This window comes from Pseudomonas sp. SJZ080 (assembly GCF_007828295.1).
Taxonomy (GTDB): domain Bacteria; phylum Pseudomonadota; class Gammaproteobacteria; order Pseudomonadales; family Pseudomonadaceae; genus Aquipseudomonas; species Aquipseudomonas migulae_A.
In genome coordinates, this window is sequence record NZ_VIUK01000010.1 from 89,585 (window position 1) to 105,611 (window position 16,027).

Sequence of the window (16,027 nt, forward strand, 5' to 3'; positions counted from 1 at the left end):
ATACCGGGCATAAAAAAACGCCAGCGTTTGCTGGCGTTCTTTTTTGCAGAAGAAAGCGTTGCGGCTTAGCCCAGCAGGGTAGCCCAGCCTTCAACCACGTCACCGCCCCACTTGGCTTTCCACTCTTTCAGAGTCTTGTGGTTGCCACCTTTGGTTTCGATGACTTCGCCGTTGTGCGGGTTTTTGTATTGTTTAACTTTGCGAGCGCGCTTGGTGCCAGTAGTTTTTACTGCGCCGCCGCGTGGTGCTTTGGTTTTGGATTCTGGATCCAGCAACGCGATGATGTCACGCAGGGACTTGGAGTATTCGCCCATCAGGGTGCGCAGTTTGCCTTCGAATTCCAGCTCGGTTTGCAGTTTGTCGTCTTGGGACAGGTTCTTCAAACGGGCTTGCAGCTCTTTGATAGCTTCTTCGGTGGCACGATATTCGTTGATCAAGGACATGGGGACTACCTTATGTTGGTGCACTGGATGTCAGGGGACAGTGCCGCAATAATAGTCAGGGTGTTTCATCAAGTAAACATTAAACCGGAGTTTATTTAAATTAGTTGTCGTGAATAGGGCACCCGCGGGATGTGCAGTTAAATAGTGTGACGCGGGTATCACAGATATTCACAATTGAGTACTTGAAGATGGGCAATAAGAGCACCATTGCGCGGGTGAGCGGGCGCTTTCACGCTTGTGCCTGCAGCCCTCGAGCAAGGCAAGGTGTCATCTATACTGCAGTTTTTTCGCGCAGTCGCTAGAATGGCGGCCTTTGCGAAGTTCTGGAGTTTCCCCCCCATGCGCACTTTTCGGCTGGTGATTGCTTGCCCGGACCGCGTCGGCATCGTTGCTAAAGTCAGTAACTTTCTGGCGTCACATAACGGCTGGATCACTGAAGCGAGCCATCACTCGGATAATCTCAGTGGCTGGTTCTTCATGCGTCACGAAATTCGAGCCGATTCTCTGCCTTTTGGTATCGAAGCCTTCCGCGAAGCGTTCGCGCCGATTGCCGAAGAGTTCTCGATGAACTGGCGCATTACCGATACCGCGCAGAAAAAACGCGTGGTGTTGATGGCCAGCCGCGAGTCTCATTGCCTGGCCGACTTGCTGCACCGCTGGCACAGTGACGAACTGGACTGCGAAATCTCCTGCGTGATTTCCAACCATGACGATTTGCGCAGCATGGTCGAGTGGCACGGTATTCCTTACTACCATGTGCCGGTCAATCCACAGGATAAAGAACCGGCGTTCGCCGAAGTCTCGCGTCTGGTCAAACAGCACGAAGCCGAGGTGGTGGTACTTGCCCGTTACATGCAAATCCTGCCGCCCGAGTTGTGCAGTGAATATGCGCACAAGGTCATCAACATTCACCACAGCTTCCTGCCGTCGTTCGTCGGCGCCAAGCCCTATCACCAGGCTTCCCTGCGTGGGGTGAAGCTGATCGGTGCTACGTGCCACTACGTGACTGAAGAGCTGGATGCCGGCCCGATCATCGAGCAGGACGTGGTGCGTGTCAGCCACAGCGACAGTATCGAAGACATGGTGCGTTTCGGGCGTGATGTCGAGAAGATGGTGCTGGCTCGTGGTCTGCGTTATCACCTGGAAGACCGGGTGCTGGTGCATGGCAACAAGACCGTGGTGTTCTGATACCCGCACGGCACGGTTGAAATTCGAAGGGCCTGGGCGTTCAATCGCTCAGGCCCTTCGCCGTTTCTGCACTGAGGACATGACCATGGCCGATCCACTGGACAAAGCTACTTCCAAAGCCCCCGACACATTGGGGGAGGGGTGTTTGAGCCGCTACGACCCGGATGACTTGAGCCCTGACGATGGCACGGAGTTTCCGGGGGCGGCGGAGTTGTGGGAGGCGTTGAATCCGGACTCTGACCCTGACTTGTAGGAACCGGCTTGTTGGCGAAGCGGCCTTGAAGTTTGGCGCGCGGACGCTTTTTGTGTGCATATCCGTTGCTGCGGTAACGGATAGGTACACAACAAAAAACACCCCCGCTAAGCCTGCCTGAACCTCATCAACTTCTTCAACAACGGCCGTCCAAGCATCAACAAAAACACCGGCCCCCCAACCGCCAGATAAAAGTAATAAGTCACCGCCCGCCAAATCAGAATCGCCGCCGCCGCGGTGGATTTCCCCACCATGGGCGCCAGCAGCGCGGCCGAAGTCAATTCCGCAGCACCAGCGCCGCCCGGCAACAGGCTGAATTGCCCCGCGCTCAGCGAAAGCATCTGAATCAGAAAACTCCAGGCCCACTGCAAATCCGCGCCGAGCCCACGCAACGCCAGATACAACACGCTGTAACGCAGAAGCCAATGCACACAGGTCAGGGCAAACACCCTGATCAACGTCTGAACAGGCAACTTCAGCGTGTCAGTGAAAGCCGCCAGAAAATGCAGGAGCTTTCGCGCCCAACGCATTCGCGTGCTGCCTTTGACATTCAGGCGCACGAGCAAGCGTCCACTCAGGCGAATCAGCAGCCGATGGTAGCGCGCGATTACCACGCAACTGAGCAGCCCGCCGAACATCGAAATGGCGCTGACCGTCAGCAGCCATTCCATACGTTCGCTGAGGTGCTGGAACAACGCATAAATCAGAATCCCGCTTAACGCGCAGAGAAAGAACAGCAGATCGCTCAGTTGATCCATGGCGAAAACCGCGCTACCCCGTGCCGGTCGCACGCCGTTGCGTGCCAGCAACGCCATGATCGTCAGCGGTCCGCCGCTGCCGCCCGGTGTGGCGCAGTAGGCGAACTCGGCCGCCATCACCACGCCAAGGCTTTTGACCGGGCTGACCTTGTCGCGCTGATCGCCCAGCAACAGACGCAAGCGCATCGTGTTCACCACCCAGCACAGCAGGATCATGCCGAACATGATCAACAGCCAGCTCAATGGAAAACTCTGCAGTCGCGACCAGGTCTGGTTGCCGCCCAGCAACAGAGGAATCAGCACCGCAGCGAGCAGCGCGACAAACAGCACAATTGCGCGACTCATGCGGAGCGACCGACACGGTCGTCGTGCAGCGCCAGCCACCGCGCCTTGGTCAACGGCACGCGGCCCTCGGCGAGCAGGCGCTTGAGGGTTTGCAACCAATAATTGCGTGAGAAAGGGTGACGCATGTCCACCGGATGCAACCCCAGGCGAATCACTTGCGCTTGACGCCAACGCTGTTCGCGCTGATCGCTGACCAGCTTCGACAAACCCCGACGCCAGGCACTGCGCGCACTCCATACCAACCCCGGCGCATCGACCGGGGTGAAATCCGGCAGGCGATACAGGTGTTGCGGATCGCTGGTGTAACTCAAGGGTAACTGGCGCAAGGCCCGGCGCGTTCCTTCACTCATCAGCCAGGCCGGGGCGACAAAACCCTCCAGCGGCCAGTGATAACGATGGAACACTTCAATGCCGGCACGCAGACGTGCGAGCGCTGCTTCCTGAGACAGGCTGTAAAACTCGCCTTCGTGGGTGTAGATGCGGCGCATAAACCAGTCTCGCGGTGTGTGGGGGGCCGGGCTTTCATCGCAATGAAAATAGCCGTGCAGCGCCAGTTCGTCCCCTCGGCCGACACGGCCGGTGAGCATCCGCCGAAATCCCGGATGGGCCTCAAGATCGTTGTGCTTGTGAAAATCCGGCACAACCAGCCAAGTCATCGGCACTTCGCCCAAGGCGTCAACGGCGTCGACGAAGGGTTGGTAGTCGGCCCAGGTCTGCGGCGCGACGTCGTGCAACACCAATAGCAGACTGGACGCGTTCATGGGCTCAGCCATTGGCGATCCGCGGCCATTGGCTGCCGAGGACGGCGTGATAATGACCCAGCAGACTGTCGACCACTGCGTCCCAGGAATAATGTCGCTCGACATGACTGCGGGCCTGTTGGCCCAAAACCGCACTCCCCGAAGCGAACAGCTCCCGAACGGCGTTGGCCATCGCCATTGAGTTGTTTGGCGCGCAAAGCAGACCGCATTCTGTGGTGATGATTTCCTGAAAGGCCCCGGCTGCCACGGCCACCACCGGAATGCCGCACGCCATGGCTTCTAGAATCACCAGGCCGAAGGTTTCCTGATCGCCGGCATGCAGCAACGCATCGGCACTGGCCATCAGCCTTGCCACTTGCGTCGCCGGGCAGAATTCATCGATCACCGTCACGTTTTCCGGCACCACCGCAGGCATAGACGAACCCACCAGCAGCAAGTGATAGCGGCGACCCAGGCGTTTCATGCAGTCGAGCAACACCGGCAGGTTTTTTTCCTTGGAGCCGCGCCCGGCAAAAATCAGCAGATGGGTATTTTCATCGATGCCCAGTTCTGCGCGCAGGCCCGGGTCTCGGGCATCGGGATGGAAGGTGTGCAAATCGACACCCAAGGGTTGTACGAAAACGTTCTTCACCCCGAGGCCGATCAATTTGTCGGCCATGATCCGGCTCGGCGCCAGCACCCGGTCGAAGTTACCGTAGAGCTTTCTGACATAGGCCTCGACATTGGTGGTGACCCAGTTGCCCATGCGGTTACTGACCAGCAGCGGCAGGTCCGAGTGATAAAAGCCGATCACTGGCACATCGAGTTGCCGCCGAGCATCGAGCGCTGCCCAGGCCGTGAGGTACGGGTCACCGACTTCAATCAGATCGGGCTGTAAATCCTGCAGGACATTGCGCCAGGGGGCGAGACGGAGAGGGAAACGGTAACCCTTGCCGAAGGGCAGGGCGGGAGCCGGTACCGTGTAAACGCCATCCAGTTCACTCAGGTGTGAACCAGGGACCAGCAGACTGTGGCGAATGCCCGGCTTACTCCCCAGGCGACGGTGTTTTGCATCCAGATACGTGCGCACGCCACCGCTGGCAGGGGCGTAGAACATGGTTATGTCCGCGATATGCACGATGAGCATCCCTCCGGTCCGTTGTTCTCCCTTGGTTGACCTTTATGAAGGATAGATGTTCGGCTGGGTTTTGTGGCGGGGATGTCGGCGAGGTTTTTGCGGTGTGTTACAGGCCGCCTTCGCGAGCAAGCCCGCTCCCACGGTGATCTCAGTCGTACACATAATTTGTGTCCACCAAAGATCACTGTGGGAGCGGGCTTGCCCGCGAAGGGGCCCGCAAGAGCGACTTAAATCCTGAAACTGCCTACCAACTGTTTCAGCCGCGCCGCCTGCTGCTCCAGGTCAGAGCACGCCCGCAATGTCGATTGCAGGTTTTCCACCCCTTCCTGGTTCAGCGTGTTGATCTCGGTGATGTCGACATTGATCGACTCGACCACCGCCGTCTGTTCCTCGGTCGCCGTGGCCACCGACTGGTTCATTCCGTCAATTTCGCCAATGCGCAAGGTCACGCTGTTCAGGCGCTCGCCCGCCAGGTTGGCGATTTCCACGCTGTCCTGGCTGTGACGCTGACTGTCGCTCATGGTGCTGACGGATTCGCGGGCGCCGACTTGCAGCTCCTCGATCATGGTCTGCACCTGTTGCGCCGATTCCTGTGTGCGGTGCGCCAGGTTGCGGACCTCATCGGCCACCACGGCAAAACCACGCCCGGCTTCACCGGCACGGGCGGCCTCGATAGCGGCGTTGAGCGCCAGCAGGTTGGTTTGCTGGGAAATGCTGGTGATCACTTCGAGGATCTGCCCGATGTTCACGGTTTTGCTGTTCAGCGATTCGATGTTGGTGCTGGAGGCGCTGAGCATGCTCGACAGTTGGTTCATCGCGACAATGCTGCGATCTACCACTTGCTGGCCATCTTCGGCCAGGCTGCGGGCATCACTGGCCTGACTCGAGGCCTGGGCGGCGTTGCGCGCAATTTCCTGGGCCGCGGCACCGAGCTGGTTGATGGCGGCGGCGACGCTGCTGGTGCGCGAAGCTTGCTGGTCGGAGTTGTACATCGACGAGTTGGAGGCCGCGACCACACGCAACGCCACTTCGTTGACCTGGCCGGTGGCCGAGGACACTTCGCGGATCGAACCGTGAATGCGCTCCACGAAACGGTTGAACGCGGTGCCGAGGCTGCCGAATTCGTCGTTGTTCTGGATAGTCAGGCGTTTGGTCAGGTCGCCTTCGCCGTCGGCGATGTCGGCCATGGCGCGGGTCATGACGTGCAGCGGCTGGATCAGGATGCGGATCAACATACCCAGCAGGGCGATGATGATCGCGACTGCAATGACAGTCGCAACCACCGCCGAGGCGCGGAATTCGCTGAGCTTCGCGAAGGCTTTATCCTTGTCCACCGACAGACCGATGTACCAGTTGACGGAAGACAGGCCTTTGATCGGGGTGAACGTGACGATGCGGGTTTTGCCATCGGCTTCTATTTCACTGAAATCGCTGCTGATGCGGGGGGTATTTTTCGGGTACGCCTCAGCCAGGGGTTTCATCACCAGCGCTTTGTCCGGGTGGACCAGAATCTTGCCGTCGGCGCTGACCAGGAACGCATAACCCATACCGCCGAAGTCCAGCGCATTCAGGCTGTCAGCGATCACTTGCAGGCTCAGGTCGCCGCCGACCACGCCGATGTTCTGGCCGTCCTTGAGGACGCTATTGACGATGGAGATGACCAGTTGGCCGGAGGCCAGATCGATATAGGGTTCGGTCAGTGCCGAGCCGCTGGTGCTTTGGGCGCTTTTGTACCAGGGACGGGCGCGAGGGTCATAGCCATCCGGCATTTTGCTGTCCGGGCGAATGATGAAGGTGCCATCCTTGTTGCCCAGATAGGCGCCCATGAAGGTCGACGTCACCGCTTTCTGCTCCAGCAGCTTGGCGACGTTGCCGATGTCAGCGTTCAGCGCGACGTTTTGTGAGAGGTTTTCGACCAGCAGGCTGCGGCCGGTCAGCCAGGTCTGGATATTGTTGGCAGTCACACTGCCCATTTCTTGCAGATAGTTGTCCAGGTCCTTGCTGATCGCGTTGCGCTGCAGATAGTCGTTGTACAGCGTGAACGAGGCGAACGCGGCAATAACGATGAGGGCGGCGGCAAGCAGGATTTTATGGCTGAAGCGCAGGTTTTTGTTCATGGCTTGGGGTTCCGCTAAGGTCTTAATGCCCAAGGCGTGCTTTTATAAAGAAACGCACAGTGGGCGGTCATGAAAACAAGCTGATATTTCCTTCCTTCCTTAGGGGGATAACCGATGCTTTTCAGTCTTTTATATCGGCCGCACAGAATCAAAGATTAACCAAAGGTGACCAAATGCCTGATTCCTCGCAACTCGTTATCGGTGCCGATCTCACGGGGCAACCGATCGCCCAGGCCATGCGCCTGGCGAACCGCCACGGTCTGGTCGCGGGGGCTACCGGGACCGGCAAGACCGTCACCTTGCAAAAACTGGCCGAAGCGTTCAGCGATGCTGGCGTGGCCGTGTTTGCGGCGGATATCAAAGGTGACCTGTGCGGCCTCGGCGCAGCCGGTAACCCTCAAGGCAAAATAGCCGAGCGTATCGCCGGGATGCCCTGGCTGAACCACACGCCTCAGGCCTATCCGGTCACCCTGTGGGACATTCACGGTCAGTCCGGTCATCCATTGCGCACAACCTTGAGCGAAATGGGCCCGTTACTGATTGGCGCCCTGTTGGAGCTGACCGACAGCCAACAGTCGGCGTTGTACGCGGCGTTCAAAGTCGCGGACCGCGAAGGCTTGTTGCTGCTGGATTTGAAAGACCTGAAGGCACTGCTCAATCACCTGCGTGACCACCCCGAATTGCTGGGGGACGACGCGGCGTTGATGACCACAGGGTCGAGTCAGGCGCTATTGCGACGCCTGGCGATTCTGGAACAACAAGGCGCCGAAGCACTGTTCGGCGAACCGGCGCTGCAACTCGAAGATATTTTGCAGCCGACCGCCGAGGGGCGCGGGCGGATTCATCTGTTGGATGCCAGTCGTCTGGTGCACGAGGCGCCCAAGGTCTACGCGACATTCCTCTTGTGGCTACTGGCCGAACTGTTCGAGCAACTGCCGGAGCGCGGCGATGCCGACAAACCGCTGCTGGCGCTGTTTTTCGACGAAGCACATTTGTTGTTTGCCGATACACCCAAGGCGCTGCAGGAACGTCTGGAGCAAGTGGTGCGGCTGATTCGCTCGAAAGGCGTGGGCGTGTATTTCGTCACCCAGTCGCCGGGTGACTTGCCGGATGACGTGCTGGCTCAACTCGGCCTGCGCGTCCAGCATGGCTTGCGCGCGTTCACGGCCAAGGAACAGAAATCCCTTCGGGCCGTGGCCGAGGGTTTCCGGCCGAACCCGGCGTTCGACGCCTTGTCGGTGTTGACTGAGCTGGGGATTGGCGAAGCGCTGGTCGGCACGTTGCAGGACAAGGGGACGCCGGAGATGGTCCAGCGCGTATTGGTCGCGCCGCCGCAATCGCGGATTGGGCCGTTGAGCGAAACCGAGCGCACGGTGTTGATCGCCGGGTCGCCGTTCAAGGGACGGTATGACAAGCCAGTTGATCGCGAATCCGCGTATGAAATATTGATGGGGCGTAAAGGTCTGGCGCCGGAGGCAGAAGCGGTGCCCGGCAAACCGGCGCCAGAGGAGCCGAGCTTCACCGACAAGGCCGGGGAATTCCTCGGCACAGCGGCAGGGCAGGCACTGAAATCGGCGATGCGACAGGCGGCCAATCAGTTGGGGCGGCAGTTGGTGCGCGGCCTGATGGGTTCGCTGCTCGGTGGCAGTAAACGCCGCTAGCGAGTGGGCCTAATCAAAATGTGGGAGCGGGCTTGCTCGCGAAAGCAGTGTGTCAGGCGATACAGATGTCGACTGACACTCCGCTTTCGCGAGCAAGCCCGCTCCCACATTTGATGTGTATTAATCCTTGGGTTTGGCGTGAGCCGCCAATCGCTCAAGCGCCGCTCGCAGGTTGGGGTCGGTAATCCCCTCAGCCGTCGCCTGAATGGTCGCGCCCGCATCGCTGGACAAACTGATGGTATGCCCCGCTGCCCCTTGCTGGACGGTCGGCGGCTGCACCTTGAACAGAATCCGCGTCAGGCTGGCGAATTCATCGAACATCTGTAACTGCCGTTGCAGACGCTTTTGTTGATAACGCAGACGGGTTGCCCAATGACCATCGGTGACGATCAGCAACAAACTGCCTTCGCGCCACGATGCCACATGGCAATGCTCGCGGGCGGCGGGCTGCAATTGGCTTTCCAGCAGACGTTGTAAATGACCCAGGCGTTGAGCATGGCCAAAAATGGCTTTCAGCGGTTTGGCTTCGCGAAGCAGAACGGCGGGTGCTCTGGCCGTAAGAGGGCGAAATGCCATGATCAGACACCTGAAGTAACAGAGCCGCCATGGTAGCAGAAAGCACTGGATGCGCCCGACCCATTGCTTTGCGCGCGCTTTACCCATTAAATCAACAAGTAACTTCTGCTGTAACCGGCTTGAAGTTCAGCAAAAAGCCCTTATTTTAAGTGAGCCCCGTCACAGCGCAGTGCATGCATCGTGGAACAACGCCACTTTCCTCACCATCGTTTCCGGGTAGAATGCTCGTTCGCATGCGGCCATGAGGGCTGCACGGGCGACTCACGGGGCCGCCCTCCATCCCTTTAGTGTGGAAGATCCTGCCGATATGTTTGCGCCTTTGTTAAAGAAACTTTTTGGAAGCAAGAACGAGCGTGAAGTCAAACGCATGCTCAAGACGGTGCAACTCGTCAATGCCTTCGAAGAGCAAATGGTGGCCCTTTCGGACGATCAATTGCGTGCCAAGACAGATGAGTTCAAGGCCCGCATCGCCAAAGGGGAAACCCTCGACAAACTGCTGCCAGAAGCCTTTGCGGTCGCCCGCGAAGCCGGTAAGCGCGTCATGGGTATGCGCCACTTCGATGTCCAGCTGATCGGCGGCATGACCTTGCATGAAGGCATGATCGCGGAAATGCGTACCGGTGAAGGCAAGACCCTGGTGGCCACACTGGGTGTTTACCTCAACGCGCTGTCCGGCAAGGGCGTGCACGTTGTGACTGTGAACGACTACCTGGCCCGCCGTGACGCCAACTGGATGCGTCCGCTCTACGAATTCCTCGGCATGACGGTCGGTGTGGTCACGCCATTCCAGCCGCCGGAAGAGAAACGCGCCGCTTACGCCGCCGACATCACGTACGGCACCAACAACGAATTCGGTTTCGACTACCTGCGCGACAACATGGCGTTCAGCATGGAAGAAAAATTCCAGCGCGAACTCAACTTTGCCGTGATCGACGAAGTCGACTCCATCCTCATCGACGAAGCCCGTACGCCGCTGATCATTTCCGGTCAGGCCGAGGACAGCTCCAAGCTGTACATCGAGATCAACAAACTGATCCCTCAGCTTGAATTGCATGTCGAAGAAGTCGAGGGCGAAGTCACCAAGGCCGGCCATTACACCGTCGACGAGAAGACCCGTCAGGTCGAGCTCAACGAAGCCGGTCACCAGTTCATCGAGGACATGTTGACCCGCGTCGGCCTGCTGGCTGAAGGCGAGAGCCTGTACTCTGCGCACAATCTGGGCCTGCTGACCCACGTTTATGCCGGTCTGCGCGCTCACAAGCTGTTCAATCGCAACGTCGAATACATCGTGCAGGACGGTCAGGTCGTCCTGGTCGACGAACACACCGGTCGTACCATGCCGGGTCGCCGTTTGTCCGAAGGCCTGCACCAGGCCATCGAAGCCAAGGAAAACCTGAATATCCAGGCCGAAAGCCAGACACTGGCGTCGACCACGTTCCAGAACTACTTCCGTCTGTACAACAAGCTGTCCGGCATGACCGGTACCGCGGACACCGAAGCGTTCGAATTCCACCAGATCTATGGCCTGCAGGTCATGGTCATCCCGCCGAACAAGCCTTTGGCGCGTAAAGACTACAACGACCTGGTGTTCCTGACCGCCGACGAGAAATACGCGGCGATCATCAACGACATCAAGGAATGCATGACCCAGGGCCGTCCGGTGCTGGTGGGTACTGCAACCATCGAAACTTCCGAGCACATGTCTGCGCTGCTGCAGAAGGAAGGTATCGAGCACAAGGTCCTGAACGCCAAGTTCCACGAAAAAGAAGCCGAGATCATTGCCCAGGCCGGTCGTCCGGGTGCACTGACCATCGCCACCAACATGGCCGGTCGTGGTACCGACATCCTGTTGGGCGGTAACTGGGAAGTGGAAGTCGCGTCGCTCGAAGATCCAACGCCGGAGCAGATTGCCCAGATCAAGGCCGACTGGCAGAAACGTCACCAACAAGTGCTCGAGTCGGGCGGTTTGCAGGTGATTGCATCCGAACGTCACGAATCGCGCCGTATCGACAACCAGTTGCGTGGTCGTGCCGGTCGTCAGGGTGACGCCGGTTCCAGCCGTTTCTACCTGTCGCTGGAAGACAGCCTGATGCGCATCTTCGCCTCCGACCGGGTGAAGAACTTCATGAAAGCATTGGGCATGCAGTCCGGTGAAGCGATCGAGCACCGCATGGTGACCAACGCCATCGAGAAGGCTCAGCGCAAGGTTGAAGGCCGCAACTTCGACATCCGCAAGCAACTGCTCGAGTTCGACGACGTCAACAACGAACAGCGTAAAGTGATCTATCACATGCGTAACACGTTGCTGGCCGCCGACAACATCGGTGAAACCATCGCCGACTTCCGTCAGGACGTACTCAACGCTACTGTCAGCGCACACATTCCACCGCAATCGCTGCCTGAACAGTGGGACGTGGCCGGTCTGGAAGCCGCGTTGCAGAGCGACTTCGGTGTGGCACTGCCGATCCAGCAATGGCTCGACGAAGACGATCACCTGTACGAAGAAACCCTGCGCGAGAAGCTGATGCAGGAGCTGATTGCGGCGTACAACGAGAAAGAAGATCAAGCGGGCGCGGATGCGCTGCGCACCTTCGAGAAGCAAATCGTTCTGCGCGTACTGGACGACCTGTGGAAAGACCACCTGTCGACCATGGACCACCTGCGTCATGGCATCCACTTGCGTGGCTACGCCCAGAAGAACCCGAAGCAAGAGTACAAGCGCGAGTCGTTCACGCTGTTCTCCGAGCTGCTGGATTCGATCAAGCGCGACTCGATCCGTGTGCTGTCGCACGTTCAGGTTCGCCGCGAAGACCCGATCGAAGAAGAACAACGCCTGCGCCAGGAAGCCGAAGCATTGGCGGCGCGCATGCAGTTCCAGCACGACGAAGCGCCTGGTCTCGAGCAACCGGAACTGCTCGGTGAAGAGGTCGATGTAGCCCTCGCCACCGCACCGGTACGCAATGAACAGAAGCTGGGCCGTAACGAACTGTGCTACTGCGGTTCGGGCAAGAAATTCAAGCATTGCCACGGGCAGATCCAGTAAACCCCGTTTCATACGCTGAAATACCCGCGCCGCGACCGGCATCAGCCGTCGCGGCGTTTTGCCATTTACACCACCGTTCTTCCTGAAAGCGGTGCTGACATCATTTATTAAGGAGCGCATTCATGGCTGTTGGTCTTGGTCCTTTGCCAACGTTGCACCCGGTTGCCGGTTTTGAACTCGGTATCGCCTCGGCCGGCATCAAGCGCCCTGGGCGCAAGGATGTCGTGGTCATGCGCTGCGCCGAAGGTTCCACGGTGGCTGGCGTGTTTACCCTGAACGCTTTTTGCGCAGCTCCGGTGATCCTGGCCAAGCAGCGCGTGCAAGGTCCGGTGCGTTACCTGCTGACCAACACCGGCAACGCCAACGCCGGCACCGGCGAACCCGGCCTGGCCGCCGCCGAGCGCACCTGCGCGAAACTGGCTGAATTGACCGGCGTCGATGCCAGCCTGGTGCTGCCGTACTCCACTGGCGTGATCGGCGAGCCGCTGCCGGTCGAGAAGATTGAAGGTGCGTTGCAAGCCGCCCTGGACGACCTGTCGGTGAACAATTGGGAAGCTGCCGCCACCGGCATCATGACCACCGACACGCTGCCGAAGGGGGCCAGTCGCCAGTTCCAGCATGACGGCGTGACCATCACCGTCACCGGTATCAGCAAAGGCGCGGGCATGATCCGTCCGAACATGGCCACCATGCTCGGCTACATCGCCACCGACGCCAAAGTCTCCCGTGATGTATTGCAGAACCTGTTGCTGGACGGTGCCAACAAGTCGTTCAACCGCATCACCATCGACGGTGACACCTCGACCAACGACTGCTGCATGCTGATCGCTACCGGTCAGGCTGCGCTGCCGGAAATCACCAGCGCGAGCGGTGAGTTGTTCGCCAAACTGAAACAGGCCGTATTCGAAGTGTGCATGGACGTGGCCCAGGCCATCGTTCGCGACGGCGAAGGCGCGACCAAATTCGTCACCGTTGAGGTCAACGGTGGCGGCAATCATCAGGAATGCCTGGACGTCGGTTACACCGTGGCGCACTCGCCGTTGATCAAGACTGCATTGTTCGCGTCCGACCCGAACTGGGGCCGCATCCTTGCCGCCGTCGGCCGTGCCGGCGTGCCAAACCTGGATGTGAGCAAGATCGACGTGTTCCTCGGCGACGTGTGCATCGCCAGCCGTGGCGCCCGCGCATCGACCTACACCGAAGCCCAGGGCGCAGCGGTGATGCAGCAGGAAGAGATCACCATCCGTATCGAACTGGGTCGCGGCGATTGCAGCGAAACCATCTGGACCACCGACCTGTCCCACGAATACGTGAAGATCAACGCCGAGTACCGTACTTGATCACTCGCTAGACCGAGTTGCCCCCTTCGCGAGCAAGCCCGCTCCCACATTTGACCGAGTTCTTCCCGTAGAAATACGATCAAATGTGGGAGCGGGCTTGCTCGCGATGGCGGACGACCAGACACTAAAGCTTCTGGCCTGTTCCACTTACCAAAAGGCGCCCGAACATGAGCCTCCACCTGATCATCGGCGACAAACTGCTTTCTTCCTGGTCCCTGCGCGGCGCACTGGCCCTCGATCTGGCCGGCGCGCCGTACACCGAAGAGCTGATCAAGCTGAACCAGCCGGACACCCGTGAACGTGTGCTCAAGCATTCGCCGACCGTTAAAGTCCCGCTGCTGAAAACCGCACACGGCACCATCGCCGATTCCCTGGCGATTGCCGAGTACCTGGCCGAACAATTCCCTGACGCCGGCCTCTGGCCCAAAGATGTCGCCGCCCGCGCACAGGCACGTTCGGCGTGCGCGCAGATGCACGCCGGGTTCTTCGCCATGCGTGGCAACATGCCGTTCGACCTGAGCCGCGACGCACCGCTGTCGCCGGTGCCGGCTGACGTTCAGGCAGACATCGAGCGGATGCTGGCCTTGTGGGCCGAGTGCCGCGCAGCCGCGACTGAAAGCGGTCCGTTCCTGTTTGGCGGCGCGACCCTGGCAGATGCCTTCTTCGCACCCATTGCCGTACGCCTGCGCACCTATCAGGTGAAATTGCCGGCGGCGGATGAAGCCTACGTCGAAACGATCTACCAATGGCCCGCCTTCAAGGCGTGGCAAAAGGCAGGTCTGGAGGAGATCGGGCAGTGAAACGAGTACATGTAGCGGCTGCCGTCATACGCGATAACAGCGGCAAGATCCTCATCGCACGCCGTGCCGACAATCAGCATCAGGGCGGTTTGTGGGAGTTCCCCGGTGGCAAGGTCGAGGCCGACGAGTCCGTGACCACGGCGCTTGGCCGTGAGCTTCACGAAGAGTTGGGCATCGTCGTCGATGTCGCGCGACCGCTTATCAAGGTTCAACACGACTACCCGGACAAACAGGTGTTGCTGGACGTTTGGGAGGTTTCGGCCTTCACCGGCGAACCCCACGGCGCCGAAGGCCAGCCTTTGGAGTGGGTCGCGCCCCGAGATCTGTTGAATTACGATTTCCCGGCCGCCAACCAGCCGATCGTGGCCGCCGCACGGTTGCCTGCGCAGTATTTGATTACCCCCGATGACCTGGAAACCCCGGCCCTGCTACGTGGTATTCAGAAAGCCATCGCCGGTGGCATCAAGCTGATCCAGCTGCGGGCACCCAACGGCTACGACCCTAAATACCGCGATCTGGCGGTGGACGCGGCGGGGCTGTGTGCCGGCAAGGCGCAGTTGATGATCAAGGGGCCGTTCGAGTGGCTGGGCGATTTCCCGTCGGCCGGTTGGCACATCACCTCGGCACAACTACGCAAATACGCGGCTGCCGGCCGTCCGCTGCCGGCGTCGCGCTGGTTGGCGGCGTCGTGTCATAACGCTGAAGAGCTGGCGCTGGCCGAGCAGATGGGCGTGGACTTTGTGACCTTGTCACCGGTGCAGCCGACCTTGACGCACCCGGGAGCTCTGCCGTTGGGGTGGGAACAGGCTTCGACCCTGATTGAAGGCTTCAGCAAACCGGTGTTTTTGCTGGGTGGTGTCGGACCAGCACAGGTTGATAAAGCCTGGGCGGCAGGCGCCCAAGGTGTGGCGGGGATTCGGGCGTTCTGGCCTGATTCTTCGGTGTAGCTGCCGGCCTCTTCGCCAGCAAGCCGGCTCCTACAGGTTTACGCGAACCATCTGTAGGCGCGGGCTTGCTCGCGATGGCGACCTGACTTGCGCCGATTAAACCCCTGGCTTCACCGCCGGCTGCCACAAAATCTCCGCAATCCCCTGGCGCTTGGCAATCAACCGCGCCACCACAAACAACACATCCGACAGCCGATTGATATACGCCAATCCAACCCCGGCCAACGGTTCAATTGCATTCAACTGCTGACACCGCCGTTCGGCACTGCGTGCCAGACTTCTGCACACATGAGCCTGGGCAATCAGCGCGGATCCCCCCGGCAGAATGAAATTCTCCAGCGGGCCCAGCTCTTCATTCCACACATCAATCGCCGTTTCCAGGCGTTCAATTTCTGCCGCGTTCAGCGCCTGATACACCGGCATTGCCAGCTCTCCGCCCAGATCGAACAACCGATGCTGACAAGGCGCCAACACCTCGATCACTTCGTTCAACCCCGGAAATTGGCCACTTTCCGCTGCCAACCCGGCCAACAGCACGCCGACCTGACTGTTCAACGTATCGACTTCACCAATGGCTTCGATCCGGGGATGGTCCTTGGGCACGCGGCGGCCGTCGCCCAGTCCCGTTTCGCCTTTGTCGCCGGTGCGGGTGTAAATCTTCGACAAGCGAAAGCCCAT

Annotated in this window: 14 protein-coding genes; 7 read left to right on the forward strand and 7 right to left on the reverse strand. The window is 59.5% G+C overall.

What is annotated here, in order from left to right:
* Positions 1 to 65: 65 nt before the first annotated feature.
* Positions 66 to 443, reverse strand: coding sequence for a histone-like nucleoid-structuring protein MvaT (mvaT, locus tag FBY04_RS15220; protein ID WP_007933316.1), 378 nt, complete (start codon positions 441 to 443; stop codon positions 66 to 68).
* Between the two features lie 339 nt (positions 444 to 782).
* Between mvaT and purU the strand changes: the two genes are divergently transcribed.
* Both purU and FBY04_RS32380 read left to right on the forward strand, forming a co-directional pair.
* Positions 783 to 1,631, forward strand: a complete 849-nt coding sequence (purU, locus tag FBY04_RS15230) for a formyltetrahydrofolate deformylase (protein ID WP_017340494.1) — start codon at positions 783 to 785, stop codon at positions 1,629 to 1,631.
* Positions 1,632 to 1,716: 85 nt separating this feature from the next.
* Entirely contained in the window at positions 1,717 to 1,884 is a 168-nt protein-coding gene (locus tag FBY04_RS32380) for a hypothetical protein (RefSeq protein WP_178118286.1), read from the forward strand.
* Positions 1,885 to 1,991: 107 nt separating this feature from the next.
* Here FBY04_RS32380 and FBY04_RS15235 read toward each other — a convergent pair whose 3' ends face one another.
* The 4 genes from FBY04_RS15235 to FBY04_RS15250 form a co-directional block, all read right to left on the reverse strand.
* Positions 1,992 to 2,987, reverse strand: coding sequence for a lysylphosphatidylglycerol synthase transmembrane domain-containing protein (locus FBY04_RS15235; protein WP_145315718.1), 996 nt, complete (start codon positions 2,985 to 2,987; stop codon positions 1,992 to 1,994).
* Positions 2,984 to 3,760: a DUF2334 domain-containing protein gene (locus FBY04_RS15240; protein ID WP_145315719.1), complete on the reverse strand. Its 777-nt coding sequence runs from the start codon at positions 3,758 to 3,760 to the stop codon at positions 2,984 to 2,986. The genes FBY04_RS15235 and FBY04_RS15240 overlap by 4 nt, the downstream gene beginning before the upstream one ends.
* Positions 3,753 to 4,874 carry a glycosyltransferase family 1 protein gene (locus FBY04_RS15245; protein WP_174602653.1) on the reverse strand — a complete coding sequence of 374 codons (1,122 nt, stop codon included), beginning with the start codon at positions 4,872 to 4,874 and terminating at the stop codon, positions 3,753 to 3,755. The genes FBY04_RS15240 and FBY04_RS15245 overlap by 8 nt, the downstream gene beginning before the upstream one ends.
* A 218-nt stretch (positions 4,875 to 5,092) precedes the next feature.
* The gene (locus FBY04_RS15250; protein WP_084318932.1) at positions 5,093 to 6,982 is read right to left on the reverse strand and encodes a methyl-accepting chemotaxis protein; all 1,890 of its coding nucleotides are present in this window, start codon (positions 6,980 to 6,982) and stop codon (positions 5,093 to 5,095) included.
* A gap of 173 nt (positions 6,983 to 7,155) precedes the next feature.
* On the opposite strand from FBY04_RS15250, the gene FBY04_RS15255 reads away from it, so the two are divergent.
* Complete coding sequence (locus FBY04_RS15255; protein WP_084318934.1) at positions 7,156 to 8,643, forward strand: helicase HerA-like domain-containing protein; 1,488 nt, start codon at positions 7,156 to 7,158, stop codon at positions 8,641 to 8,643.
* 120 nt (positions 8,644 to 8,763) lie between these two features.
* On the opposite strand, the gene FBY04_RS15260 is transcribed toward FBY04_RS15255, so the two are convergent.
* Positions 8,764 to 9,219 (reverse strand): DUF721 domain-containing protein, encoded by a 456-nt coding sequence (locus tag FBY04_RS15260; RefSeq protein ID WP_084318936.1) that lies wholly within the window; start codon positions 9,217 to 9,219, stop codon positions 8,764 to 8,766.
* A gap of 307 nt (positions 9,220 to 9,526) precedes the next feature.
* Here FBY04_RS15260 and secA point away from each other — a divergent pair, with 307 nt between their 5' ends.
* The 4 genes from secA (at position 9,527) to FBY04_RS15280 (ending at position 15,349) form a co-directional block, all read left to right on the forward strand.
* Positions 9,527 to 12,262 (forward strand): preprotein translocase subunit SecA, encoded by a 2,736-nt coding sequence (gene secA / locus FBY04_RS15265; RefSeq protein WP_084318938.1) that lies wholly within the window; start codon positions 9,527 to 9,529, stop codon positions 12,260 to 12,262.
* A gap of 122 nt (positions 12,263 to 12,384) precedes the next feature.
* Entirely contained in the window at positions 12,385 to 13,602 is a 1,218-nt protein-coding gene (gene argJ / locus FBY04_RS15270; protein ID WP_017340485.1) for a bifunctional glutamate N-acetyltransferase/amino-acid acetyltransferase ArgJ, read from the forward strand.
* 167 nt (positions 13,603 to 13,769) lie between these two features.
* Entirely contained in the window at positions 13,770 to 14,402 is a 633-nt protein-coding gene (locus tag FBY04_RS15275) for a glutathione S-transferase family protein (RefSeq protein ID WP_145315720.1), read from the forward strand.
* A complete protein-coding gene (locus FBY04_RS15280) occupies positions 14,399 to 15,349 on the forward strand; it encodes a Nudix family hydrolase (RefSeq protein ID WP_145315721.1) in 951 nt (316 codons plus the stop codon). The genes FBY04_RS15275 and FBY04_RS15280 overlap by 4 nt, the downstream gene beginning before the upstream one ends.
* Before the next feature lie 96 nt (positions 15,350 to 15,445).
* Here the strand turns inward: FBY04_RS15280 and FBY04_RS15285 are convergent, their stop codons facing one another.
* A complete protein-coding gene (locus FBY04_RS15285) occupies positions 15,446 to 16,027 on the reverse strand; it encodes a cob(I)yrinic acid a,c-diamide adenosyltransferase (protein WP_084318944.1) in 582 nt (193 codons plus the stop codon).

What these genes read in the sequence shown, in the direction of transcription:
- FBY04_RS15250 (WP_084318932.1), bottom strand. Translation starts at nt 6,982, where the DNA reads ATGAACAAAAACCTGCGCTTCAGCCATAAAATCCTGCTTGCCGCCGCC.
- argJ (WP_017340485.1), top strand. Translation starts at nt 12,385, where the DNA reads ATGGCTGTTGGTCTTGGTCCTTTGCCAACGTTGCACCCGGTTGCCGGT.
- FBY04_RS32380 (WP_178118286.1), top strand. Translation starts at nt 1,717, where the DNA reads ATGGCCGATCCACTGGACAAAGCTACTTCCAAAGCCCCCGACACATTG.
- FBY04_RS15260 (WP_084318936.1), bottom strand. Translation starts at nt 9,219, where the DNA reads ATGGCATTTCGCCCTCTTACGGCCAGAGCACCCGCCGTTCTGCTTCGC.
- FBY04_RS15245 (WP_174602653.1), bottom strand. Translation starts at nt 4,874, where the DNA reads ATGCTCATCGTGCATATCGCGGACATAACCATGTTCTACGCCCCTGCC.
- FBY04_RS15275 (WP_145315720.1), top strand. Translation starts at nt 13,770, where the DNA reads ATGAGCCTCCACCTGATCATCGGCGACAAACTGCTTTCTTCCTGGTCC.
- FBY04_RS15240 (WP_145315719.1), bottom strand. Translation starts at nt 3,760, where the DNA reads ATGGCTGAGCCCATGAACGCGTCCAGTCTGCTATTGGTGTTGCACGAC.
- secA (WP_084318938.1), top strand. Translation starts at nt 9,527, where the DNA reads ATGTTTGCGCCTTTGTTAAAGAAACTTTTTGGAAGCAAGAACGAGCGT.
- FBY04_RS15255 (WP_084318934.1), top strand. Translation starts at nt 7,156, where the DNA reads ATGCCTGATTCCTCGCAACTCGTTATCGGTGCCGATCTCACGGGGCAA.
- mvaT (WP_007933316.1), bottom strand. Translation starts at nt 443, where the DNA reads ATGTCCTTGATCAACGAATATCGTGCCACCGAAGAAGCTATCAAAGAG.
- FBY04_RS15235 (WP_145315718.1), bottom strand. Translation starts at nt 2,987, where the DNA reads ATGAGTCGCGCAATTGTGCTGTTTGTCGCGCTGCTCGCTGCGGTGCTG.
- FBY04_RS15285 (WP_084318944.1), bottom strand. Translation starts at nt 16,027, where the DNA reads ATGGGCTTTCGCTTGTCGAAGATTTACACCCGCACCGGCGACAAAGGC.
- purU (WP_017340494.1), top strand. Translation starts at nt 783, where the DNA reads ATGCGCACTTTTCGGCTGGTGATTGCTTGCCCGGACCGCGTCGGCATC.